The organism is Paraburkholderia bryophila (assembly GCF_003269035.1).
GTDB classification, from domain to species: Bacteria; Pseudomonadota; Gammaproteobacteria; order Burkholderiales; family Burkholderiaceae; genus Paraburkholderia; species Paraburkholderia bryophila.
In genome coordinates this window covers 326,901-349,991 of sequence record NZ_QLTK01000005.1, presented here as the reverse complement: position 1 = coordinate 349,991, position 23,091 = coordinate 326,901, and the positions used below count along the sequence as shown (strand labels likewise).

The 23,091-nt window shown below is 62.8% G+C and carries 22 protein-coding genes and 1 pseudogene; 14 read left to right on the top strand and 9 right to left on the bottom strand.

Features of this window, described 5'->3' with window-relative positions; translation table 11 throughout:
- Positions 1-63: 63 nt before the first annotated feature.
- The 5 genes from BX591_RS11960 to BX591_RS11940 all read right to left on the bottom strand — a co-directional run bounded on the left by BX591_RS11960 (position 64) and on the right by BX591_RS11940 (position 6,140).
- Complete coding sequence (locus BX591_RS11960) at positions 64-1,512, bottom strand: efflux transporter outer membrane subunit (protein WP_111931483.1); 1,449 nt, start codon at positions 1,510-1,512, stop codon at positions 64-66.
- Positions 1,509-2,414, bottom strand: coding sequence for an efflux RND transporter periplasmic adaptor subunit (locus tag BX591_RS11955; protein WP_111931481.1), 906 nt, complete (start codon positions 2,412-2,414; stop codon positions 1,509-1,511). Before BX591_RS11955 ends, BX591_RS11960 begins: the two co-directional genes overlap by 4 nt.
- Positions 2,411-2,620: a DUF1656 domain-containing protein gene (locus BX591_RS11950; protein WP_111931557.1), complete on the bottom strand. Its 210-nt coding sequence runs from the start codon at positions 2,618-2,620 to the stop codon at positions 2,411-2,413. The genes BX591_RS11955 and BX591_RS11950 overlap by 4 nt, the downstream gene beginning before the upstream one ends.
- A 13-nt stretch (positions 2,621-2,633) precedes the next feature.
- Positions 2,634-4,676: an FUSC family protein gene (locus BX591_RS11945; protein ID WP_167444537.1), complete on the bottom strand. Its 2,043-nt coding sequence runs from the start codon at positions 4,674-4,676 to the stop codon at positions 2,634-2,636.
- A 510-nt stretch (positions 4,677-5,186) separates the two neighbouring features.
- Positions 5,187-6,140, bottom strand: coding sequence for a LysR family transcriptional regulator (locus BX591_RS11940; RefSeq protein ID WP_111931477.1), 954 nt, complete (start codon positions 6,138-6,140; stop codon positions 5,187-5,189).
- A 194-nt stretch (positions 6,141-6,334) separates the two neighbouring features.
- Between BX591_RS11940 and BX591_RS11935 the strand changes: the two genes are divergently transcribed.
- The 3 genes from BX591_RS11935 to BX591_RS11925 are packed head-to-tail and all read left to right on the top strand — an operon-like array spanning position 6,335 to position 9,470.
- Positions 6,335-7,132, top strand: a complete 798-nt coding sequence (locus BX591_RS11935) for an enoyl-CoA hydratase/isomerase family protein (RefSeq protein WP_167444536.1) — start codon at positions 6,335-6,337, stop codon at positions 7,130-7,132.
- 17 nt (positions 7,133-7,149) lie between these two features.
- Positions 7,150-8,043, top strand: coding sequence for an alpha/beta hydrolase (locus tag BX591_RS11930; RefSeq protein ID WP_111931469.1), 894 nt, complete (start codon positions 7,150-7,152; stop codon positions 8,041-8,043).
- Entirely contained in the window at positions 8,043-9,470 is a 1,428-nt protein-coding gene (locus BX591_RS11925) for an epoxide hydrolase family protein (protein ID WP_176343062.1), read from the top strand. The genes BX591_RS11930 and BX591_RS11925 overlap by 1 nt, the downstream gene beginning before the upstream one ends.
- 163 nt (positions 9,471-9,633) lie before the next feature.
- On the opposite strand, the gene BX591_RS11920 is transcribed toward BX591_RS11925, so the two are convergent.
- A complete protein-coding gene (locus BX591_RS11920) occupies positions 9,634-9,813 on the bottom strand; it encodes a hypothetical protein (protein ID WP_420849366.1) in 180 nt (59 codons plus the stop codon).
- Positions 9,814-9,875: 62 nt separating this feature from the next.
- On the opposite strand from BX591_RS11920, the gene BX591_RS11915 reads away from it, so the two are divergent.
- Both BX591_RS11915 and BX591_RS36445 read left to right on the top strand, forming a co-directional pair.
- Positions 9,876-10,286 carry a MarR family winged helix-turn-helix transcriptional regulator gene (locus BX591_RS11915; protein ID WP_111931467.1) on the top strand — a complete coding sequence of 137 codons (411 nt, stop codon included), beginning with the start codon at positions 9,876-9,878 and terminating at the stop codon, positions 10,284-10,286.
- A 74-nt stretch (positions 10,287-10,360) separates the two neighbouring features.
- On the top strand, positions 10,361-10,498 hold the full coding sequence (locus BX591_RS36445) for a hypothetical protein (RefSeq protein WP_167444535.1): 138 nt from the start codon (positions 10,361-10,363) through the stop codon (positions 10,496-10,498).
- 43 nt (positions 10,499-10,541) lie between these two features.
- Here the strand turns inward: BX591_RS36445 and BX591_RS11910 are convergent, their stop codons facing one another.
- Positions 10,542-11,873: an aminotransferase-like domain-containing protein gene (locus tag BX591_RS11910; RefSeq protein ID WP_111931465.1), complete on the bottom strand. Its 1,332-nt coding sequence runs from the start codon at positions 11,871-11,873 to the stop codon at positions 10,542-10,544.
- Between the two features lie 90 nt (positions 11,874-11,963).
- Here BX591_RS11910 and BX591_RS11905 point away from each other — a divergent pair, with 90 nt between their 5' ends.
- The 3 genes and pseudogenes from BX591_RS11905 to BX591_RS11895 form a co-directional block, all read left to right on the top strand.
- The gene (locus BX591_RS11905; RefSeq protein ID WP_111931463.1) at positions 11,964-12,560 is read left to right on the top strand and encodes a DJ-1/PfpI family protein; all 597 of its coding nucleotides are present in this window, start codon (positions 11,964-11,966) and stop codon (positions 12,558-12,560) included.
- Positions 12,561-12,618: 58 nt separating this feature from the next.
- On the top strand, positions 12,619-13,392 hold the full coding sequence (locus tag BX591_RS11900) for a hypothetical protein (protein WP_111931461.1): 774 nt from the start codon (positions 12,619-12,621) through the stop codon (positions 13,390-13,392).
- A 258-nt stretch (positions 13,393-13,650) separates the two neighbouring features.
- Positions 13,651-14,559 (top strand): annotated as a pseudogene (locus tag BX591_RS11895) (efflux MFS transporter permease); the annotation flags it as partial.
- Between the two features lie 13 nt (positions 14,560-14,572).
- Here BX591_RS11895 and BX591_RS11890 read toward each other — a convergent pair.
- Positions 14,573-14,878, bottom strand: coding sequence for an ArsR/SmtB family transcription factor (locus tag BX591_RS11890; protein ID WP_111931459.1), 306 nt, complete (start codon positions 14,876-14,878; stop codon positions 14,573-14,575).
- Positions 14,879-15,225: 347 nt separating this feature from the next.
- Here BX591_RS11890 and BX591_RS11885 point away from each other — a divergent pair, with 347 nt between their 5' ends.
- Both BX591_RS11885 and mug read left to right on the top strand, forming a co-directional pair.
- The gene (locus BX591_RS11885) at positions 15,226-16,251 is read left to right on the top strand and encodes a GlxA family transcriptional regulator (RefSeq protein WP_111931457.1); all 1,026 of its coding nucleotides are present in this window, start codon (positions 15,226-15,228) and stop codon (positions 16,249-16,251) included.
- 5 nt (positions 16,252-16,256) lie between these two features.
- Entirely contained in the window at positions 16,257-16,787 is a 531-nt protein-coding gene (mug, locus tag BX591_RS11880; RefSeq protein WP_111931553.1) for a G/U mismatch-specific DNA glycosylase, read from the top strand.
- On the opposite strand, the gene BX591_RS11875 is transcribed toward mug, so the two are convergent.
- A complete protein-coding gene (locus BX591_RS11875; protein WP_111931455.1) occupies positions 16,748-17,680 on the bottom strand; it encodes a LysR family transcriptional regulator in 933 nt (310 codons plus the stop codon). The genes mug and BX591_RS11875 overlap by 40 nt on opposite strands.
- 283 nt (positions 17,681-17,963) lie before the next feature.
- Here BX591_RS11875 and BX591_RS11870 point away from each other — a divergent pair, with 283 nt between their 5' ends.
- The 4 genes from BX591_RS11870 to BX591_RS11855 all read left to right on the top strand — a co-directional run bounded on the left by BX591_RS11870 (position 17,964) and on the right by BX591_RS11855 (position 22,960).
- On the top strand, positions 17,964-18,638 hold the full coding sequence (locus tag BX591_RS11870) for an antibiotic biosynthesis monooxygenase (RefSeq protein WP_111931453.1): 675 nt from the start codon (positions 17,964-17,966) through the stop codon (positions 18,636-18,638).
- Positions 18,639-18,699: 61 nt separating this feature from the next.
- Entirely contained in the window at positions 18,700-20,337 is a 1,638-nt protein-coding gene (locus BX591_RS11865; RefSeq protein ID WP_111931451.1) for an MFS transporter, read from the top strand.
- Between the two features lie 5 nt (positions 20,338-20,342).
- On the top strand, positions 20,343-21,419 hold the full coding sequence (locus tag BX591_RS11860; RefSeq protein ID WP_111931551.1) for an HlyD family secretion protein: 1,077 nt from the start codon (positions 20,343-20,345) through the stop codon (positions 21,417-21,419).
- On the top strand, positions 21,416-22,960 hold the full coding sequence (locus BX591_RS11855) for an efflux transporter outer membrane subunit (RefSeq protein ID WP_111931449.1): 1,545 nt from the start codon (positions 21,416-21,418) through the stop codon (positions 22,958-22,960). Before BX591_RS11860 ends, BX591_RS11855 begins: the two co-directional genes overlap by 4 nt.
- Positions 22,961-23,091: the final 131 nt, after the last annotated feature.

Genomic DNA, 23,091 nt, shown 5'->3' with positions numbered 1-23,091 from the left:
CGCTCAAGTTTGACCTGTTTGATCTTGCCGTTCGGGACAAACCGAAGAGCGATGGCCACTGCGTCATTCATGCAGTGAAGCAGCATCGTGCTGCCATCCGCCACCCAGCGACTGGAACACACTCACCTGGTCGTACGCGATTTGCGCGTTTGATTCTGCGAGTGCCGCCTCGGCGTTAGCAAGCGTGCGGTCGGCATCCAGACTCGAAAGATAGGGCACGCGCCCACCCTGGTAGAGGCGGCGTTGTTCATGAGCAACCACGCTGGCCTGGTCGCGTGCTTCGCGCAGTGAGCCATTCCGGCTAAGCTCGTTGGTATAGCGAGCCAGCGCGCTCTGCGTTTCCTCCAGCGCCTTCAGGACTACGCCGTCAAAGTGTGCCAGCGACGCATCGGTGCCGGCTTCCGCGCCGCGGACGCGGGCCCGGGCGCCATTGGTCGGGAAATTCCACGTCACCAGCGAGCCGAAACTCCAGTGGCGCGTGTCGCCCATGCCGAGATGGGACAGGGCGCCTGCTACACCGCCTGTAGCGCCGAGGCTGATCGAAGGATAGAGATCGGCGGTCGCAACGCCGATTTTCGCGGTGGAGGATGCCAGTTCGCGTTCGGCCTGCCGGACATCGGGCCGACGCTTGAGCAGCGCAGCGCCGTCGCCGACCGGAAGAGGCTGTTTCAGACGCGGCTCCTCGCGACACTCTGCTTGCGGCAAAGACGGCGCGCCCGGCGGCTGACCCAGCATGACCGACAGTCGATAGGCAGCGGCCGCCTGTTCGGCGCGAAACCGCGGCAAGCTCGCGCGCAGGCTTTCCGCCTGCGATCGTGCCTGCGAGACGTCGGCCGGCTGGTTGCGGCCTGCATCCACCAGTTTGCGTGTCAATGTGACGGCGCTTTCCTGGAGTGCGAGCTGGCGCTGTGCAACTTCAAGTTCATGGGTGGCTGCGCAACCCTGCACATAGGCAAGAACCGTCTGCGACACTACCATCACACGGGTCGAGTCGAGCGCGGCCTGGCTGGCCTGCGCCGCGGCAAGCGACGCCTCGTCTGCGCGTTCCAGTTTGCCGAAGAGGTCGATGAGATACGACACTGAGATGCCATAGCTGCCAACATTGATGACAGGGGGCTGTTGGTTCGTCAGAAAAGCTTCGCCCGAATACTGCTCGCGACTCGTTTCAGCCGCGATGTTGCCTTGGACCAGGTGCTCCGCCTGCACCTCCTGGAAGTTCGCGAGAGAACGCCGAAGGTTGGCGGCGGCGACGCGGAGGTCGGTATTGGCACGCAGAGCCCCCTGCACGAGTCCATCGAGCTTCGGATCATCGTACAGCTTCCACCAGTCATCCGGCAGCGGCGCTAACGAGATCGCGGGATCATCGGAACCCTGCAAAGGACCCTTGATGATCGGCAATTGAACCACGGCTTTCTCAGGCACGTGATAGTCCGGGCCGACGGTCATGCAACTCGACGATAGCGCGATCATCAGCGCGCCAGCGGCACGCACAAGCCAGATGTGAACGTTCATTGCCGCGTCTCCCGGCTTGCGCTCACCACGGACGCGCGTTCGCCACGGACGCTGACGGTTGCGGTCCGCCCGGAAACCAACTGTACTTCGGCGGGCACGTTGTCAAGCATCACACGGACTGGCACCCGCTGCGCCAGACGCACCCAGTTGAAAGTCGGGTTCACATTGGGTAACAGGTTCGATCCGGCGCTGCGGTTGCGATCCTCGATGCCCGCCGCAATACTCTCGACGTGACCGTGCAGCACGGTGCCTTCGCCCATGATGCGCACGTCGACGGGATTGCCGATACGGATGCGAGGAAGCTTGGTTTCCTCGAAATACCCCTCGACATACAGCGAGTCGCTGTCCACCGCCGAAAGCGCGGGCTTGCCAGCGTTGGCGTAATCGCCAGGCCGTGGCATGCGGTCATTGACGAAGCCGTTGACGGGACTCAAGACACGCGAGCGCTCGATATTGAGCCGCGCGACAGCGACGGCGGCTTCGGCCTGCGCAAGTGCAGCTTCGCCTTGTTCGACGCGCGCCTGCGTGGCCTCGACTGTCTCGCGCGCCACTACGTCTGCCAACGAGCGGTTGCGTGCGGCTTCGCGGCGCGCCTCGGCCAGTGCAGCACGGTAACTGGCCGCGGTCGCCTCGGCCTGTTGCAGCGCGAGATCGAATCGCTGCGGATCGATCACGAACAGGACCTGTCCGCGATGCACCTGCGCGTTGTCCTTCACATACACCTCGGTCACCAGCCCCGATACGTCGGGCGCGACCTCAACGATGTCGGCGCGCACGTGGCCATCGCGGGTCCACGGCGCCTTCGTGTAGTAGTTCCACAGATGCAACCCAACGAAAGCCGAAACGCATACGGCCAACATCGTGAGCAGGACCGGACCGAGGTGAAAAACAATACGCTTCATGATGAGACTCTTTGCGCAAGCGCCAGCAAGGCGCCAAGCATGATGATGTAGAGGCACGCATTGAACAGTGACCGGTGCCAGACTCGTCGATAGAAGCCGAAACGTGCCAACAGTCCGCGCAGTACCGCGGTCAGTCCGAACGCCAACAGCATCAGCACGAGCAGGCTCGGGACGAACACACCGTAGACGTCGATCTCACTTGGCATCGTCATCGTCCGCTCAAGGGGCAGGCCGGTTATCCGGGAATAGCGTCAGACGCAGCCCAATCAGCGCGGTCAAGGCCAAGCGCGCATTGGGCGTCGGCTGAAGGGAGACGGCGTGACAGGCGGCATCGATACGCGTCGCCAGTGCCGCAGGCGCTTCAACCGGCTGTGCTTGACCGCATCGGCGACTCGAGTAAATTGTCAGCGCACGTAGCACGCGGACCACGGCACGCTGCGTCGGCGGCGCCATGTCCGCCGTATCGCGCTGCAACGCCAGCGTGTCGAAGCCCACCTGAAGTCCGACAAATTCGTCGTGCGCAGAAGCTTCCTGCCCGGCCGATAGCATGGGTATCAATCGCGCAAGCCGGTCAAGCATCCGGGAGCGAAGCAGCGGCGACGCAACCCACCCGCCGTGATCCGCCCCATGCGCGATATCGCGCCAGTTAGCGCGGATCAACCGGTTGGCTGCCAGATGCTGACCGAATGGCCGCGTGAGCATGTACCAGAGCGGCGCGAACGACATCCCGGCGAAGATCGCCAGGCTGCTGTTGAAGAGATCATCGAAGCGTGCCTCGTAGAGCGTCTGCACATTCGCAAACGTGACCGCGTTCACCGACAACAGCACCGCATACATATTGAAGCCAGGGCGCACGATCAGGGCGCCGATGACGATGTACGGCAGCGCCAGCAGAGCCACCAGCGCTTCGAAATCATGGGCCTGGGGCAGCACTACGAACAGGTAGAACCAGACCACCAGCAGGCAAACTGCACTCCAGCTCACAAAGCGCCATGCCACCTTGCGCGGCTGGTCGACGCCGGACAGAAGGCAGATCGTCGACGCCGCCAGCCCGACGGGCCCAGCGCCGTTTTCCCAACCCGAGACGATCCAGAATTCGCCGACGCAAAATATGGCTACCCCCGCCGACACCGCCTGAAACAGCAACAGCAAATGATCGTGGTGGTAGACGCGCGCGGCCGGTTCGCCGCGATAGCGCAACATCGGCATCGATACCGACGGCGTGTCCTTGCCAATGCGCCGTTGCAAAACCAGACAGTCTTCCCAGAGGTCTGCGAGCGTGTCGAGATGCCGCTCTGCCGCCGTCACCAGGTCCGCGTGCCAGCCCGGTGAGCTTGCGCGGCCGGTCGAGACGCTACCTTTCTCAGCGTCGGAATCAGGGTGTGCCGCGCCTGCCTCGGCTCGTACCCACGCGCCGACCGCGGCGATCCGCACGACCAGCGCCGGTGGCACCCCGGCGCTATGCTCGCGCAGCGCATGCACCACCTGCGCGAGCGCCGACAACACGGGAAGCAGCATGGTCATCCGTTCGTGAAGCGCACGGGCGCTTGCCATTGCTGCCGGACTATCAGTCTCATAGGAAAGGTGATCGACAAGATGGCCGATTGCGCTGATATTGGCCGCCAGGCGGTTGCGGCTGTCATGGCGCACAACGTTTCGCGGATCTCCGGATAGCATGTCGGTGACCCACAGCGCCGCATCGGCAAGCCACGTTTGCGATTGCGCGCGCAACACTGTTGCGACGCGGGTCGGAAATATCAGAGTGGCAACCACACTGGCGCAGACGATGCCGATTACAGTTTCCTCGACCCGTACCAGCGCCACGTCGAACACGGTAGTCGGGTCAGTGACTGTCGGTAAGGCGACGATCGGCAGCGTGAACGCTGCCAGCAGGAACGTATAGCTTCGCGGCCCACGCTCCATCTGGGACAGGTACAGCAGTGCAGCTGTCCAGAACGAGATCGCCGCCATCAGGGCCAACGGTTCGTTGACCAACGGCGGCACCAGCACGAGCGCCGCAGCGGCACCCAGCACGGTGCCGGCGATGCGATAGGCGCTCTTCGAGCGTGTCGCACCGTCCAGCGGATTCGAAACCAGATAGACCGTCGCCATGGCCCAATAGGGGTGATCCAGGCCAAGTGCGAGCGCGATATAGAGCGACAGCATCGCGGCGCCGAATACCTTGACCGAAAAAAGCCACTGCTGCTTCGCTCGCCATTTGGGCAGCATCGACAGTATCCGGGTAACGGACAGAGTGATCATGAGAGCGGGCCTCCACCCAAGCCAGATCCGAACAGACATCGCCTCCAATCGGCAACAATGTGATCGGCACCTGCACGATTACTTGTCGAAGAATGACTGGTCATCTGCGCTCTGCCTGGTGAATGGAGTGCTCTTGCGTATAGGCTTCTGCGTGGTCGCCAATCCGATGCGCTGACATTCGTAGCGCACGATTTCACGAATCGGCCAGCGTGATGCTTTGGTCCGATCGTGCCGACCCGTTGGAAACTTCTCGCGGTACTGCACAGAATCTAAAGCTTTCGTCGTTCTTCGGGTAGCCGGTGGAATTGGGAACTTCCCTTCCGTTTCTGGAAGGCAATTACCGAGCTGATGCGATGGGCATTTAGTTGCGCGACGGCTAAACGGCGGGCAGCGAGTCAGATCTTGGATACTCGGAGTCGGGCGCGGATTTTCAACCCCACCCACGTGTCACTACCGGCGAACGCCGCTATCCAATTCGGAGTATGTGCTACCTGCTAGTGGCGCGTGGTCTTAAGACGAAGTCGCCCGCCTGCGGGGCGGACGTGGCGGCCGCGGATCTGCGGCGTCCGTAAGGCCGAGCCTTTCCCTCAATCTCGGGACCGCAAAATCGATAAACGCCCGCAGCTTGAGCGGCATCTGGCGTTGGGCTGCGTACATGAGGTTCACAGGCGATGGTGGGGGCTCGAAGGCTTCCAGAAGCGACACCAGACTGCCGGATTTCAGCTGTTCTTCAATCTGGTATGACACGACCCGTGCGATCCCCGCACCTTCCGCCGCGGCAACGACGGCAGCCTCCACTGAACTCACCACCAGACGGGACGGCACCTCGATCATTAATGTGCGGCCTCTGGAGCGAAATTCCCATTTGCTGCCCACCGCATACCCTTCATATGACACGCAGTCGTGCGAGAGAAGATCTTCGGGCTTACGCGGTGTCCCATGCTTTTTCAGGTAAGCAGGGCTCGCGCACAGCACTTGCCGGTGCAGGCCGGCACGCGTTGAAATCAGGCTGCTGCTGGGTTGTTCGCCAAGCCGCAGTACGAGATCCACACGCTCATCGAGCAGATTGACGAGCCGGTCCGTCAGTTGCACGCGCATGCGGATTTGCGGAAACGCGGCCAGAAATTCGACTATCACCGGCATGACGTGGATGCGCCCCATCATGGGCGGCACGCTGATTACCAGTTCTCCCTGCGGGGTCTGATATTCGCCGGAAGTCGTGCGTTCGATTTCCGCGACCTCATCGAGAACACGCCGGCATGACGCCACGTAGCCGCGCCCGGCCTCCGTCAGTGTCAGCGCGCGGGTGCCGCGCACGAGCAATTGCACATTCAGGTGTGCCTCCAGCTCGGTAACGCGTCGGCTCACGGTAGCCAAAGGAATACGAAGTTTTCGACTGGCTGCGGACAGGCTTCCCGTGTCTATGGCCGCCAGCAAGATGCCCATTGCCTCGAATCGATCCATGGCCTTCCACCAATGAGAGGTCAGTTCTCAATTGTACTGGCTACTCAAAGGACCTGGAACGGCCTAGATTCTGTGGCGATCCGGCCGCGCTTGCGCATCCTGTGCGCCGCTGTCCAAGGTGGTCGGCCTCGTGTTCCACCCGCCAATTTCGACTTGCCCATCGGAAATCAGCCATGACATTCAAGACGCTCAAAGTGAACCGCGACGACGCGGTTCTGTTCGTGAAGATATTCGCGCCACCCATGAACCTGCTCGGCCCCGAACTCGTGCGCGACCTCGTCGCGCTGATCGAGGACGCTGAAGCCGATGACGGCATCAAGGTGCTCGTCTTCAGCAGTGCCGATCCCGACTATTTCATCTCGCACGTGGATGTGACGAAGGTCAAGGAGTATCGCGAGGAAGCCGCAAAGTTGACCGGCGAACCTTCAATCGCGCTGCTGTTTCGCCATCTGAGCGCCAGCCGGCTTGTCTCGATCGCGCAGATCGAAGGACGTGTGCGCGGCGCGGGCAGCGAATTCGTGCTGGCGTGCGATATGCGCTTTGCCGCGCGGGAATCGGCGGTGTTCAGCCAGATGGAACCCGCCTTCGGATTGGTTCCTGGCGGCGGCGCCGCCCAGTTCCTCACCCGCCTGATGGGCCGCGGCCGTGCGCTTGAAGTGATGCTGAGTGCGTTGGACTATGACGCCGACATCGCGGAACGGTATGGATGGATCAATCGGGCGCTCCCCGCCGGGTCGCTCGGCGACTTCGTCGCATCGCTTGCGCGGCGCATCTCGCGCTTTCCGGCGGCCGGACACGCTGTGGTCAAGGAACGCGTCAATGCCATCGCGTTGGCTCCCGTCGAAGATTTTCGCCGCGATTCGAGTCTCTTCGGGGAAAACGTGCGGTCGCTGCCGGCGCAACGCCGGATGGAAGCCGCTATGGCGCGCGGGTTTCAGACGCGCGAAGCGGAACTTGACCTGAGCCGGCTGCTTGGCGATCTCGATGATTAACAACCAGGAGTGCATTCATGTATCAGAAGCATCACGTACGATTCCCTGTCGATGGTGGCATCGATTTGTCGGCATGGCTGTTCGTGCCCGAGCACCACGACGCGCCATTGCCGGCCGTTACCATGGCGCACGGTTTTGCGGGGACGAAATATCATGGTATCGAGCCGTTTGCCGGCGCTTTCGCTGAAGCCGGTTTTGTTGTCCTCGTACACGATCACCGCAACTTTGGCGAAAGCGGCGGCGTGCCAAGGCAAGACATCAATCCCTGGCAACAGATCGAGGACTGGCGCCGTGCTGTCTCCTATCTGCAGGCGCGCCCGGAAGTGGACGAGAACCGCATCGGCATCTGGGGGACGAGCTTTGCTGGCGGGCATGCCATCGTGCTCGGTGCGACGGATCGGCGCCTGAAGGCAGTGGTCGCGCAGGCGCCCACAGTCGACGGTCATGCCACCGGTCTGCGACGGATTCCGCCGGAGGCCGTTGCCGCCTTCGAGGCGAGGTTGGTGGCCGACGAGCGCGCGCAACTCGATGGCGAACCGCCGGCGACACAGCAGATCGTCAGCGGCGATCCCGCGGTGCCGGCCGCCTACAAGGCCGCGGATGCCGTGAGCTTCTACCTTCAGCCGGTGCCGGACGGTGTCTGGGAAAACAGGCTCACGCTGCGTTCGACGCGCTGGGCGCGCATGTATTCGCCAGGCGTGTTCATCGATCGTGTATCACCGACTCCGCTCCTGATGCTGGTGGCACAACATGACCACATCGCCGTCACCGATCTGGCGCTCAAGGCGTACGAGCAGGCACTGGAACCGAAGCGGCTGGTCATGCTCAAGGGCGGTCACTTCGACCCCTACCTGGCGGAATTTCCGACCTCCTCGCGCGAGGCCGTCGACTGGTTCAGGATGCACGTCTGATGGCGCGCGGGCGGCTCTCCACGAGAGCTTCCCTGCATCGCTCAAGTTCTGTCGTTTTATCTTTGATCGTTAAGATTACTAAAGTTAAGGAGTTGGATGTGTCAGATGTTATCGATTCCAACGCACCGTCGCGGCGTCGCTTTATTGGCGTGGCAGCGGCGTCCGTTGCTGCGGCCTCCTTAGGTCAGCTCGCTTTTGCGGAAACGACGCAATCAGTGACTGAAGTTGCACCGCCCCCGGCGGGCAGCGACAAGGCCGCTATCCGTTCACTTAGTGTGCACGTGCCTGAGTCGCAACTCGCCGATTTGCGTAGACGCATCAAGTCGACACGTTGGCCGGAACGCGAAACGGTGACGGACGCGTCGCAAGGCGTGCAGCTTGCTACGATGCAGAAACTCGCGCGCTATTGGTCGACAAATTACAACTGGCGTACGGTCGAAGCGAAACTGAACGCGTTACCGCAATTCGTCACCGAAATCGACGGGCTCGACATCCATTTCATCCACGTTCGATCGAAACATCAGAGTGCGTTACCCGTCATCGTCACGCATGGGTGGCCCGGCTCGATCATCGAACAGTTGAAGATCATCGATCCACTGACCAACCCGACGGCTCACGGCGCGAATGCAGCCGATGCTTTCGACGTGGTGATTCCGTCGCTGCCGGGCTACGGTTTCTCAGGCAAGCCGAATACGACTGGCTGGGATCCTGCGCGAATCGCGCGAGCGTGGGTCGCATTGATGAAGCGTCTTGGATACACGCGCTACGTGGCGCAAGGAGGCGACTGGGGCAATGCGGTCACCGAGCAGATGGCGCTCATAGCGCCGCCGGAACTGCTCGGCATTCATACCAACATGCCAGCTACCGTACCGGACGACATTGCCAATGCATTGAAATACGGAAACCCGCCGCCAGCCGGCCTCTCGCCGGATGAGAAGCATGCTTTCGATCAACTCGACCACTTCTACAAGCATGGTCTAGGGTATGCGCAGGAGATGGCGAACCGTCCGCAGACGCTGTATGGAATCGAAGATTCGCCTATCGGCCTCGCCGCATGGATGCTGGATCACGACGCCGCGAGTCAGGCAATGATCGCGCGCGTGTTTGACGGGCAGACCGAGGGACTGACACGGGACGACGTGCTCGACAACGTCACGCTCTACTGGTTGACGAATACGGGCGTTTCGTCCGCGCGGCTTTACTGGGAAAACAAGCTCAACTTCTTCGCACCGAAGCACGTTGCAATTCCTGTTGCCGTGAGCGTGTTTCCGGATGAGATCTATGCGGCTCCGCAGAGTTGGGCGGAGAACGCGTATCCGAAGCTGATCCATTACAACCGTCTTGCGAAAGGCGGCCATTTCGCGGCATGGGAGCAGCCGCAGGCGTTCGTGGATGAAGTTCGCTTGAGCTTCCGGACGCTGCGTTGACCGCCCTCGCGTACCAGTTCAGAAATCGCGGACAGGCCAGTCAGTCGATAACGTGACCTCGTCCGCATCTTTCAGCATGGCGCGGCGCCTTGAGCACCGATGTGGACAAGCGCTTCAGTGCATCCATGAAGGGTGGCGAGCACGCCACCCTTCATGCGTCTGTTCACACGGTTTCGTCTAGCAGCGGGTAGTCGTTGTACCCGGCTTCATCGTCCGTGTAGATGGTTTCCGGGTTGACCGCATAGAGCGGCGCACCGCGTCGAAAGCGCTCCACCAGATCAGGGTTGGCGATAAAAGGGCGCCCAAACGCTGCCAGGTCTGCATCGCCGCGTTCGATGGCCAACTCCGCACTCTACTTCGTCTGCCCCTCATTGAGAATATAGGCTCCTTTGAAGATGCGCCGCACTGCGCAAGGCAACGCGCCGGCTCTCGCTGCTTTACGACACGGCGCTGGCGCCCTGCTGGCTCAGTACGGCGCAGCGATCGGTCCTCGTCCATATCGAACGGGCGGGCAGCCCTACCATGACCGAACTCGCATATGCGATGGTGCTCGACCGGTCGGCGCTCGCGCGCAACATCAAGCCACTTGAGCGAGACGGTTATCTCGTGCAGAGACCCGACAATGGAGATGGCCGGAGCCGCCGCGTTGAGCTTACGCCGGCCGGACGAGCCAAACTCACCGAATCCAATCGCCTGTGGCGCAAGGCTCAGAACCGATTTGAAGCGGTGTATGGCGAAGAACGTGCGGCGGCATTGCGCGTCGCGTTGGCTGAAATCTACTCAGACGAATTTGCGGCGGCATTCGGGCAGCCGTGACCGGCGGCGGCCGTTGAAGATCGCAGACGCTCGCGCCCTGATGTGCGCGTCGCGATATCAGACGGCGGGGGTGCATGCGCGTCGGAGGCGGTAATACGCATGCTTCGTTTGCAGGAGAGTTTTGGTTGATTGATGCGGCGGGAAGAGATGCGGCGTTGCTTGCTCTTGCGGCCAGGCTCGAAGCGCAAGGCGTGTTGCAGCGCATCGATTGAATAATTCTGGCGCCGGTTCGGCAGGCGCTGGCGCGTTTGCCGGTCAGTAGGTCCTATCGGCGATAACACGGGCCACTACTTCCAGCGATCGCCTGAGCGTGGCCAGATCCACAGACCCGATTGCCAACCGGATGGCATGAGGCACATGAGCCGACGTCGAGAATGGCTGGGCTGTCGATACTGAAATCCGCTCGCGGATCAGCGCCATCGCAATCTCGTCCGCGCGCAGCTCCTGCGCGAGAGGCAGCCACACGAAGTAGGAACTGGGATGGCTGACCCTTGTAAGCCGGCTAAGAATGTCTGCGACGAGGCCCTGACGCATCGCGGCATCCCGTCGCTTATCTCCTTCAAGCCGTGCCACCGTGCCATCTTCCATCCAGCCGCAGGCGATGCCCGTCATGATCGCCGGGGTGTGCCAGACCGTGGCCCGGATCGCCCGTTCGAGTTTGGGAACCCATTCGCTCGGCGCGCAGACGAAGCCGACGCGTAGCCCCGTAGCGACACTCTTCGACAGGCTCGATACATAGACCGTCGTCTCCGGCGCAAGCGATGCTAACGGCGGCGGAGCATCTTCAGCCAGGAAGGCGTAAGCGCCGTCCTCGATGATGATCAGTCCCTGTTGCCGGGCGATGGCAACAAGCTCCCGACGTCGCGTCGCGCTCATTACCCAGCCAAGCGGATTGTGTAGCGTCGGCATGGTGTAGACGGCGCGGACTCGCCGTTGCTTGCACAGGGCCGCCAATGCGTCCAGATCTGGGCCGTGCCCAGCGGCCGGGATCGGCGCAAGTTCCAGTCGACTGGCCTCGGCGGCCAGCTTGAATCCTGGGTAAGTCAGCGTGTCCACGGCCACCACGTCGCCGGGCTCGAGTAACGCCATGGCGGTCGTCGTCAGCCCGTGCTGCGCGCCGCTGACGAGCAAAGTCATTTCGGCCGTTGCTGCCAGCCCCCGGCTGCCGAGGTGGGCCGCGGCCGTTGCGCGCTCATGCTCGCGCCCGCCGTGGGGCTGATATCGAAGTAACGACTCCAGATCTCCCGCTGCCGCAAGCTGGCGCAGCGCCGCCCGCAGAAGATCAGTCTGGTCCGGCGAAGCCGGATAGTTGAAGCTGAGGTCGACCGTCTCCGCGCTCCAGGCATGCAGGTCGATGCCCTGTCCGCGTGGAAGGGCCTCCTTGACGAATGTGCCGCGGCCGGTTTCGCCGCTCACCAAACCCATATCCTGCAGCTCCGAGTAGACACGCGAGGCCGTGACCAACGCCAGGCCTTCGCGAGCAGCGAGGTCGCGGTGCGTTGGCAGACGCGTCCCGGGACGCAGACGGCCGGCGCGGATGTCGGCCGCGAGGCGGTCGACCAGCTGTTTGTAGCGTGGTTGTGGCATGTCTAAATGTATCCATGACAATTATTTGATTGTATTGATTATCGGGCCTACGATGGCATAACACAACGTCTCCACCTCTCCGAGGGCGCCATGCACATTGCCATTCTGACCTTTGAAGGCTTCAACGAACTCGACTCGCTGGTCGCGCTCAACATCCTTAACCGGGTCAAGAAGCCTGGCTGGAAAGTTTCGATCGCCAGTCCGACGGACAAAGTGCGTTCAATGAACGGCGTGGTGATAGAGCGGCAAGCGTCGCTCGCGGAGGCATGCGAAGCGGACGCCGTGCTGGTGGGTAGCGGGATAGGGACCCGTAACGTCGTCGCGGATGCCGCGTTGATGGCGCAACTCAGGCTCGACCCGACGCGCCAACTGCTCGGCGCGCAGTGCTCGGGCACGCTGATACTCGCGAAGCTAGGCCTGCTGAACGACGTTCCGGCCTGTACGGACGTGACCACCAAACCGTGGGTCGAGGAGGCAGGTGTGGCGGTGCTCAACCAGCCGTTCGTGGCGAAGCAGAACGTCGCGACCGCCGGTGGTTGCCTGGCATCGCAGTATCTGGCGGCCTGGGTTATCGCGCGTCTGGAGAGCGTCGAGGCCGCACGCAACGCGCTTAACCATGTCGCCCCGGTGGGGGAGAAGGAGACCTACGTGACGCGCGCATTGGCGAACATTTCGCCTTTCCTCTAAGACGCGACGCGTTGGCGCGTCCTTCAAAGTTGTCATTTCCGAAGTGGTACCGCTAATCATGGATCTTGTTTTCAAGCTCGTCATTACACCGCTGCTGCTGTTGGCTGCAACCCTTGCAGTTCGCCGCTGGGGCGAGGCGATCGGCGGGTTGCTCGTGGGGCTGCCGCTCACGTCGGGGCCGATCTCGGTGTTCCTCGCACTGGAGCATGGATCTGCATTTGCGGCGCAGGCTACGGCGGGGTCGCTTGTCGCCACGGCTGCGCAAGCGGCCTTTTGCGTTGTTTACTGCAAACTGGCGACGCGGGGATGGCCCACGGCCTTCGCCGGCGCAGGTGCGACGTTTTCGTTGGTGGCGGGCTTTCTGCAGTGGAGCGCGCTGCCGCAAAGGGGCCTGTTTCTAATCGCCCTGCTAGCCATCGCCCTTGCGCTCAACCTCATCCCCAGCGAAGCGGTCAGAACCGGCCGGCTGGCGACGCCGCGGTGGGACTTGCCCTCGCGTATGGCGCTCATTGCCGGCCTCGTGGTCGGTGTGACGCTCTTTGCGCCTTATGTCGGGCCCAAAGCGAGCGGCGTGATTGCTTCGTTTCCGTTCATGGCGATCATTCTTGCAGTGTTCTCTCATCGCATGATCGGCCATGCAGCTGCACAGCAGGTGTTGCGCGGCATGGTGACAGGACTGCCGGCCTTCGCCACTTTTTTCTATGTGCTGAGCCTCGCGTTGATGCGGTTGGACTTGCCTGCTGCTTACGGCGGCGCGATTCTCTGCGCGCTCGCGATACAGGCTATCTCGCTATACCGGATGCGCTTACCAGTGGCCCTTTCAACAAAGTAAGTCCATCCGTGTTCGTGTGAACCTTCCGTGCATCTTGAAACTTGACTTGCCGCGCTCAGAACGTCCCGTTACTACGGGCTGTCATTTTGAGTGGCTGGTTGAAAACCTCCGCGCTCCTATCAGGACCGGCAAAAAGTTGTCTTGCCATCCCTGAGTCAATCACGTCTCTCCCGGCAAGATACCTAGCTCCTCCGTCAATAGCCGTTTCCGCAAAGTCGCTGTAAAGGATGCGCGGCGGACAGGGATGCCCCTTGGGAGGTCGGTTCGCTGCAGATCATGCTCGACAAAGGCAAGGACCTCGACTGGTTCAATTCGCCGGTGATCATTGCGCTGACGGTGTTCGCGATTATCAGCTTCGTGTTCTTCCTGATCTGGGAGTTCACCGAAAAGAATCCGATCATCGACATCCGCCTGTTCGCGGGGCGCAATTTCCTCGGCGGTACCGTGGCGATCTCCATTGCCTATGCGGTGTTTTTCTCGAACCTCGTGATCCTGCCGCAGTGGATGCAAGGCTTCCTCGACTATCGCTCGGTGGACGCCGGTTTGGCGACCGCGCCGCTCGGCATCTTCGCCGTGCTTCTCGCGCCGGTGATGGCGAAGCTCATGCCGAAGTCCGACGCCCGTGTGCTGGCCACGCTTGCGTTCGTCGGCTTTGCGGCGGTGTTCTTCATGCGCTCGCACTATACAACCGGCGTGGATACGTGGACGCTCGTTTTGCCCACGCTTTTGCAAGGCATTCCCACCGCACTGTTCTTCGTGCCGCTCACCGCGATCATTCTGTCGGGTCTCGCACCGAACAGGATACCGGCTGCGGCCGGCCTGTCGAACTTCGTGCGGGTGTTTGCCGGCGCCGTGGGCACCTCGCTCGTGAGCACGGGCTGGAACAACCGGACCATCCTGCATCATTCGCAACTTGCCGAGCAGACCAGTGTGAATAACCCGGTGTTCACTCAAGGACTCGATGCATTGCAGGCTACCTTGGGCGGAAGTCCGGATCAGGCGATGGCGTATTTCGAGCATTCGTTGAACGCGCAAGCGGCGATGCTCGGATTGAACGATATCTTCTGGATATCGAGCGTGATCTTCATTGCGATCGTGCCGCTGATCTGGGTCACGAAACCGTCGAAGGACGCCTCTGCGGCGGCCGCCGGTGCGGGCGGGCACTGATGGCGAGCGCCGGCTACAGATGCAATCTGATCCGTGCCGCGAAGGCGTCGATCACGGCTTCGTTGCGTGTCAGAAACACCCATTGACCGACGCGGGTGGCGACCAGCAGTTCCGCATCGACCAATGCCGCGACATGCGCCGAGACGTTCGATTGCGACAGTCCGCTGCGCGCCTGAATCGCATTGACGGGCACACCGCGACCCAGATCGATGCAGCCTCGCGCGAAGTGTCGGTCGGGCGTCTTCAACCAACGCAACACGTCGCGCCGGAACGGATTGGCGAGCGCCTTGTGAATCAGATTTTCGTCGACCGTGGACATAAGCGGGTACCTCGATGGAAGCCGAACGTTTCAACTTGGGGAGCGGCACTTGTGGCCGCGCCCATGGAAGCCAAGTCTAAACAGCGGGGGTGAGAGGGGAAACCGCTGAATCCGACCATGTCGGGCCAATCAGCACGAGATTTGGGCCAACGGCGTCGCGGCGGGCCGACGCCTGGCTGGATGAAAAAGACTCTTGCCGGCTACCGTATGCCCGTTTTCAGGCGAGTGGGGTAAGCTCGGCTGTCGCTTGGAAATAGCGGCCGGCCGGGCCGCTCCGGTCGTTCGGGGCGGTCGGTCGGACACGCCGCTATCGGCAACGGGCTAATCCACTCCACGAAGGTCACGGCATGAAAGTCGCCATTGTTATATTCGACGGTGCGCAGGCTCTCGACGTTGCGGGCCCGCTGGACGTGTTCGCCGAAGCGAATACGATCCTGTCCAAAGAGCAACGGTATGAAGTGTCTCTTGTGGGGATGCGCGCCGGCTCGGTGACCTGTTCGAACGGCATGCAGCTTGCCGTGTCGTTCGGCTATGCGGACACCGACACGCAATGGGACCTGCTGCTGGTCGCGGGCGGTCCGCAATTGCCCGACGCCCGACCGTCCGCCGAGTTTCTGACGTGGCTGCAACATCAGGCGCACCACGCGACACGCTTCGGCTCGGTCTGCAACGGTGCATTCGTGCTGGCCCATGCGGGACTACTCGACGGCAAGGACGTGACGACGCATTGGGCGGACGCGGGACGGTTGGCTCACGAATTCCCGCAAGCCAGCGTGCAACCCGACAAGATTTTCGTTCGCGACGGGCGTCTGTTCACCTCGGCGGGCGTGACGGCGGGGATCGATCTGTGTTTGTCGCTGGTCGCCGAAGACTGGGGGCACGAACTGGCGGTGCGGGTTGCCAAACGTCTGGTGGTTTATATCCAGCGGGAAGGCGGCCAGTCGCAATACAGCCCGTACGTCGGCGCGGGCCGTGACGAAGATCCGATCATCGGCAAGGTGTATCGGTACGTGACGGAGCATCTCACCGATGCGCTGTCGATCGAACAACTCGCGGGCGCGGTGGCCGTGAGTCGGCGGACCTTCTCGCGCGTGTTCGCGAAGTATGCCAGGGTGACGCCGTCCGCGTTCGTCGAACAGGTTCGTGTGGACAGTGCGCGAAAGTTGCTCGAAGACTCCGACGCGCCGCTGAAGACCGTGGCATTCAATTGCGGTTTCCGCAGCGCCACGCATATGCGCACGACCTTCGCCCGACGCCTCGACGTCACGCCGAAACAATACCGGCAGCGATTTCGCGGCGACGCAGGTACGCGGGCCCGAACAGATAGCGGAGCCGCGAAACATGCCGCTGTTCAGGGGCTCTCCGCGCTGTGAACGACGTGGGCCTTCTCCCTGCGCTCCCCGCGCTTCCCGATCTGCTCGCACCGGGTTTGTCGCTCGTATTTTGCGGCATCAACCCGGGTTTGCGCGCTGCGTCGACCGGTCACCACTTCGAGGGCCGTGGTAACCGCTTCTGGCGCGTCCTGCATCTGGCCGGCTTCACGCCCGAACAGATTCGTCCCGAAGACGACCACACGCTGCTCCGCTATGGATACGGTCTCACCACCGTCGTCCCGAGGGCGACCGCGCAGGCCGCGGACTTGTCGCGTTCGGAGATCGAATTGGCGGCCGGCGCTTTTCAGCGGAAGATCGAACAGTGCGCGCCACGTCACGTTGCCTTCCTCGGGAAGATGGCGTTCTCGGCCATCTCAGGCGCGCCGACTTTGGAGTGGGGGCGGCAGGCCGCGCGATTCGGCGGCGCGTGCGCGTGGGTCTTGCCCAATCCCAGCGGACTGAACCGGGGCTTCAGCCTCGACGCGCTGGTCGCCGCCTATCGCGAAGCGCGGATGGCGGTAGCGTCCACGCCCTGAAGATACGCGTTGTTGCGCAACGTCTCGGTCGCGAATTCCACGAAAGCGCGAATCTTGCCGCTGGTGCTTCGCCGCTCCACATGAAGCAGGCTGACCGGGGTCGACTCGGGTTCGAACGCGGCGAGGATCGGCTGGAGCTTGCCATTCTCCACTTCCGGTGCCGCCTGGTAAGACAGGAACTGAACGATCCCCACGCCGTCCACGGCCGCGAGAATGGCGGCGGGTCCGAGATCCACGATCATCCGCGGCTGAAGTCGGACCGGCAGCCGCGTGCCGTTTTCGTTAAAGACCCATTCGAGCGGCGCCGAGACGCCGGTGAAAGAGACGCAGTGATGCTGAACCAGATCCTTCGGGTGAAGCGGCTCGCCATGCGCGGCCAGATAGGCGGGCGCGGCGTACGTCCGGCGCCGCACGAAACCCAACGGCATGGCGAAGGTCGACGAGTCGCCGAGATGCCCGATGCGGATCGCGATATCCACGCCTTCCTCCAGAAGCCGCGTGGTTCGATCGTTGTACACCGCGTTGACGCTGATGTCCGGATAGCGCAGCAGGAAGGCGTTGACCAGCGGGGCAACAAACCGCTGGCCGAACAGGACCGGCGCGGAAATGGTCAGCGTGCCGACGGGGTTGGCTGAGTCGGCCGCGACGGTGGCTTCCGCATCCGTGATGACGTCGAGCACTTTTCGACAGGCTTCGAGGTAGGTCAGGCCGGCATCCGTCGGACGGACCGAGCGTGTGGTCCGGGCCAGCAGCGGCGTGCCGAGCCGCGACTCCAGCGAATTGACCGCCCGCGAGACCGCCGGCGCCGACAGGCCGAGTTTCTCGCACGCGCCGGTAAAGCTGCCCTGGTCGACGATAGCGACGAAAACTTCCATCTCCCGCAATTTGTCCATTTCGCTTCCCCACCTTTTTCAACGGATTCACACGCGCTGATTTTATGCGCTGCGCTCGGCGCTGATGAATCTCGCGCCCATACGCCGACTTTACCCGTTCGAAAAAGACTCTTTCGGCCGGTGATGGTGATCGACGCATCGATCGACCGGTTGGCAAAAATCCCTCACTCATTGGCCCAATACCGACTCGCTTGGACGCCTGCAAATTCAATCGATCCAACACAATTAAGCCAGTCGCAAGGTCTCGGTGATACGGCGACCAACCCAATGAAAGAGGTGCCCCATGTTTTCCGCAATGCTCGAAGTCAATCCTATCCCCGAACAGTTCGACGCTTATCTCGGCATGGCCAGAATGCTGCGCCCCGAACTCGAAAAGATCGACGGTTTTATCGACAACACCCGTTATGCCAGTTTGACCCGCGCCGGCTGGCTGCTTTCGCTGTCGAGCTGGCGGGACGAGAAATCGCTGGTGCGCTGGCGGACCACGACGACGCATCACAAGATTCAGCAGGCCGCGCGTGACCGGGTGTTTGCCGACTATCGCCTGCGCATTGGTCAGGTGGTCAGCGATACGCAGATTCCCGCAGGCCAGGTCCTGCTCGAGCAGCGCCTCGATGTGACGGAGACGGGTCAGGGCACGGCGGTGATGCTGCTCGACGCAAAGTGCTCGCCCGCGTGGCTCAAGGAAGCCGGCGCGGCACAGGTGGCGAAATCGCTCGGCGTCGACATCGGCGCGCCGGGTCTCGTTTCATGGGACGTGTTCGACGCGCTGCTGACGCCCGGCGACGTGATCGTGGTGGCGACGTGGCGCGACCAGGCCGCCTTCGAAGCGTTCGAACAGACCGGTTCGATGACGGGCGACTCGCGTCTGCGCAGCGTACGCATCGTTCGGGAATACGGCATGTTCGATCGCCGTGAAGCGCCGCAGTACTTCGCCGAAGTACAGCCCAGGGCTTGAGCGGGGCGCATCGCTATCGAGACTCGATCCTCACGAAACACGAGCAGCAACAGGAGTTCCCATGACTACCGGCAACCTTCTGACCACGGGTACACAAGCGCGGGCCGCCGCACAGCCGGCGGTAGCCGCGCCGGCGCTTGCGGCCGGAACCGGAGCGCCCGCACCGTCTGCCGCCCAACAGCCCGCGCTGACCCCTCGTCTCGCGTCCGGTCTGGTCGGCATGCTGCTCGCGTCATTGCTGGCCATTCTCAACGAACAGGTCACCGCCCAGTCGCTGGCGGACATTCAGGGCGCGCTCTCGATCGGCCATGACGACGGCACCTGGCTGACCACGCTGTTCGAGGCGGCCAACGTGACCGCGATGGTGTTCGCACCGTGGTTCGGGATCACCTTCACGCTCAAGCGATTCACGATCGGCGCGGTGCTCGCGACGATGCTCCTGGGGATTCTTTGCCCGTTCGCGCCGAACCTGCTGATGCTCTACCTGTTGCGTGCGATGCAGGGGATCGCCGGCGGGTGTCTGCCGCCCATGCTGATCATCGTGGCGCTGCGTTACCTGCCGCCCAAAGTGAAGCTGTACGGGCTCGCCGGTTACGCGCTGACGGCGACCTTCGGGCCGGCGCTCGGCACACCGCTTGCCGCGCTGTGGACCGAGTACGCCGGCTGGCAAATGGCGTTCTGGCAAATCGTGCCGCTCGGCGTTATCAGTTGCGTGGCGATCCAGTGGGGACTGCCGTCCGATCCGCTCAAACTGGAACGACTCGGCGCCTTCAACTGGACCGGATTGCTGACCGGATTTCCCGCCGTGGCCATGCTCGTGACCGGCCTGTTGCAATGCGATCGTCTGGACGGGCTCAATTCCGAATTCATTCGTGTCATGTTCGTCGGCGGTGGGTTGTTGCTCGTGACGTTCCTCGTCAACGAGTGGTTTCATCCGCTGCCTTTTTTCAAGCTGCAATTGCTGTCGCGTAGAAACTTCGCACATGGACTGACGACGCTCGCCGGGGCGGTGATCCTGCTGGTTGGTGTGGCGGCGATACCCGGCCAGTATCTTGCCAAAGTGCATGGCTACCGGCCGCTGCAAACCGCGCCCCTGTCTTTGCTCGTCGCGATTCCGCTATTGATCGTGCTGCCGCTGACGGCGGCCGTGCTGAACCTGCGGCGGGCCGATCACCGCTGGGTGATGGCGATCGGACTGTGTCTCATGACCACCACCTGCGTGCTGGGAAGCTTCATGACGTCGGACTGGATTCGCGACAACTTCTACTGGCTGCAATCCATCCAGATCGTCGCGCAGCCCATGGTGATCCTGGCGATCCTGATGGGCGTCACGACCGGCTTGCCGCCCACCGAAGGTCCCTTCGCTTCGGCCATGTTCAACTCGCTCAAGACGTTCTCCGCCGCCGTGGCGACCTGGCTGATCGAAGGTTTGGGAACACGCCGTGAACGTCTGCATTCGACCATGCTCGTGGACCACCTCGGCAATCATGCGCTGGTGACGAGTCAGAACATCGACGCGGCGCACGGTCTCGGCGAACTGGCCCACCGCATCCACGTGCAGGCGCTGGTGCTGACCTCGGCGGATCTTTATCGCGTGATGGCGGGTGTTGCCATCGTGCTTCTTTTCCTCGTGCCCGTGTTACCTGTGCGTATTTATCCGCCGTGGTGCAGCACGCCTTCTGCTCCCACCAAGGGATGAAAATCATGTCGACCATTGCCCGTTCTCCTCTCAAGATGATTCGTATTGCCGCGCTGGCCGTTGCCGTCGGCGTGGGTGCATGGGCCTGTACAGGATTGGTCCACGGCTCGACTAGCGAATCCACCAACGACGCCTATGTCGAGGCCGATTTCACGCTCGTCGCGCCGCGTGTCGCCGGGCAGATTGCCGAGGTATTGGTCGACGACAACCAGTCGGTCAAAGCCGGCCAATTGCTGGTGCGGATCGACGACCGCGACTTCCGGTCCGCGTTGATGAGTGCGCAAGCCGATGTGACTGCGGCGAACGCCGCCGTCGCAAACTACGACGCCGAGATCGCGCGGCAACCGTCGCTCGTCGACCAGTCGCGCGCCACGCTCAAGGCCGACGACGCGTCGATCCAGTTTGCCCGCGCCAACGCGGCGCGCTACCAGAATCTCTCGGATGCGGGCGCGGGCACGGCGCAGGAGCAGCAGCACGCGTCGAGCGCGCTCGCCGGGCAGCTTGCGCAACAGGCGCACGACCAGGCCGCGCTGGCGTCGACCGAACAGAACCTGGCGGTATTACGCACCCAGCGCGACAAAGCGGCCGGCGCGCTCGCGCGCGCCGAGGCGGCGCTGGAGCAGGCCAGACTCAACCTCTCCTACACGGAGATTCACGCGCCGGTCGATGGCAAGGTGGGGCGCCGTTCCGCACGGGTCGGGGCATTCGTGACGCCCGGTGCGCCGGTTCTGGCGATCGTGCCGCTGTCGGACGCCTACGTCGTCGCCAACTTCCAGGAGAACCAGATCACCCATATGCGGCCTGGCGAAAGCGTGCGGATCAAGGTCGACAGCTTTCCCGGCGTGGTGATTCACGGCCATGTGGATAGTCTCGCTCCCGCAACCGGGGTGAGCTTCGCGCCGATCGCACCGGACAACGCGACAGGCAACTTCACGAAGGTCGTGCAGCGCGTGCCGGTCAAGATCGCCATCGACCGCGGACAGGCGGCGGCCTCGGCGCTGAGCGTGGGGCTTTCCGTGGAAGCGGAAGTGGCCGTTGGCGGCCATGTGGAACCCTTGGCTGAAACGGGAGAAGCAAAATGAACACGAGCGAACTTTCTCTGCGCGCGTTGCTGTTGGAGATTCTCGCGTGCCTCGTCATGACGGGCTGCACCGTCGGGCCGAATTTCGAACCGCCCACGTCGGCCACGCCGCCGCAAGTCTTCGAGCGCACCGAATCCGCGCAAGCACCGAGCAAGGCCGTCGAAGCAGGCTTCAATCAGGATTGGTGGACGCTGTTCAACGACCCCACGTTGAACACGCTCGAACAGCAACTGGCCGACGCGAATCTCGATGTCGCCGCAGCGTCAGCGCGACTTCGCCAGAGCCGTGCCGAGCGGCGTGTGGCCGGGGCGGCGGAATATCCCACGCTGGACGGCGCCGCCTCGTACGACCGGGAACGCGGCAGCCCGAACGGCATTCTGGGCCTGCTCGGCGTCAGCCCGACCAGCGCGCAATCGCAATCCGCTTCGGGCGCGACGCCGCTGGGCGTCGCGCCGTTGCCGGGTTCCACGGGCTCGCCTGCTTACAACCTCTATCAGGCGGGTTTCGACGCCTCGTGGGAACTCGACATCTGGGGGCGTGTGCGGCGCGGCGTGGAAGCGGCGTCGGCTTTGACCGATGCATCTTATGAAGATCGAAACGCCGTGTTGTTGTCCGCCCGTGCCGAACTCGCGCGAGACTATATCGAGTTGCGCGATACCCAGGCGCTGCTGCGTATCGCGCGGCAAAACCTGGAGATCGCTCGCAACACGGCAAAGCTCACGCAGGTCCGCGCCCACGAAGGCGTGACGACCGATCTCGACGTGGCCAACGCATCGGCGCAGGCGGCGTCGATTGAAAGTCTGATCCCGACGCTCGAAGCGCGCTGCGCGACCACGATCAATGCGATCGGCGTGTTGCTCGCCGAGGAGCCGGGCGCGCTTCAGTCAACGCTCGGCGAAGCGCACGACGTGCCTGAACTGCCGGGCCAGGTGCCGATCGGCTTTCCGTCGGAGCTGGTGCAACGCCGGCCCGACATCAGAAAGGCGGAGGCGGAACTGCACGCGGCGACGGCTTCGATCGGCATGGCGAAGGCCGACTTTTATCCGCGTATCTCGCTCAACGGCAGCGCGGGTCTGCAGAGCCTGCAACTGTCGAGTCTCGCCAGTTGGGCGTCGGGGCAGTTCGTCGTCGGACCCTCGATCACGCTGCCGATCTTCGAGGGCGGACGCCTCAAGGGCACCTTGAATCTGCGCGAAGCGCAACAGCAGGAAGCCGCGATCGTCTACAGGCGCACCGTGCTCAATGCCTGGCGCGAGGTGGACGATGCGCTGCTTGCCTACGATGCCGAGCAACAGCGCCGCGACAAGCTCGCGGAGGTGGTGACGCTGAACCAGCGCGCGCTGGCGGTCGCGCAGCAACGCTACAAGGCCGGCGCGCTCGACTATCTCGACGTGTTGAACGTGCAGAAGCAGTTGCTCGACGCGCAGAGCAACATGCAACAAAGCCGGGCAACGGCGGATGCGAATCTGATCACGCTGTGTAAAGCGCTCGGCGGTGGCTGGGAGTCGTCGTACGCGAATCGCGCCACCGCGTCGCGTTGACGGACGGAGCGGGCGCTGCGAAGTGGTGGGGGCGGGCGGCGGGAGCGTAGTGGGGGAATGTTGTAAACTCAGCGTCCGCATAAATTTGCCGAGACGCTCACGCACGGTTTTTTTTGGATCGTGCGTTCGCG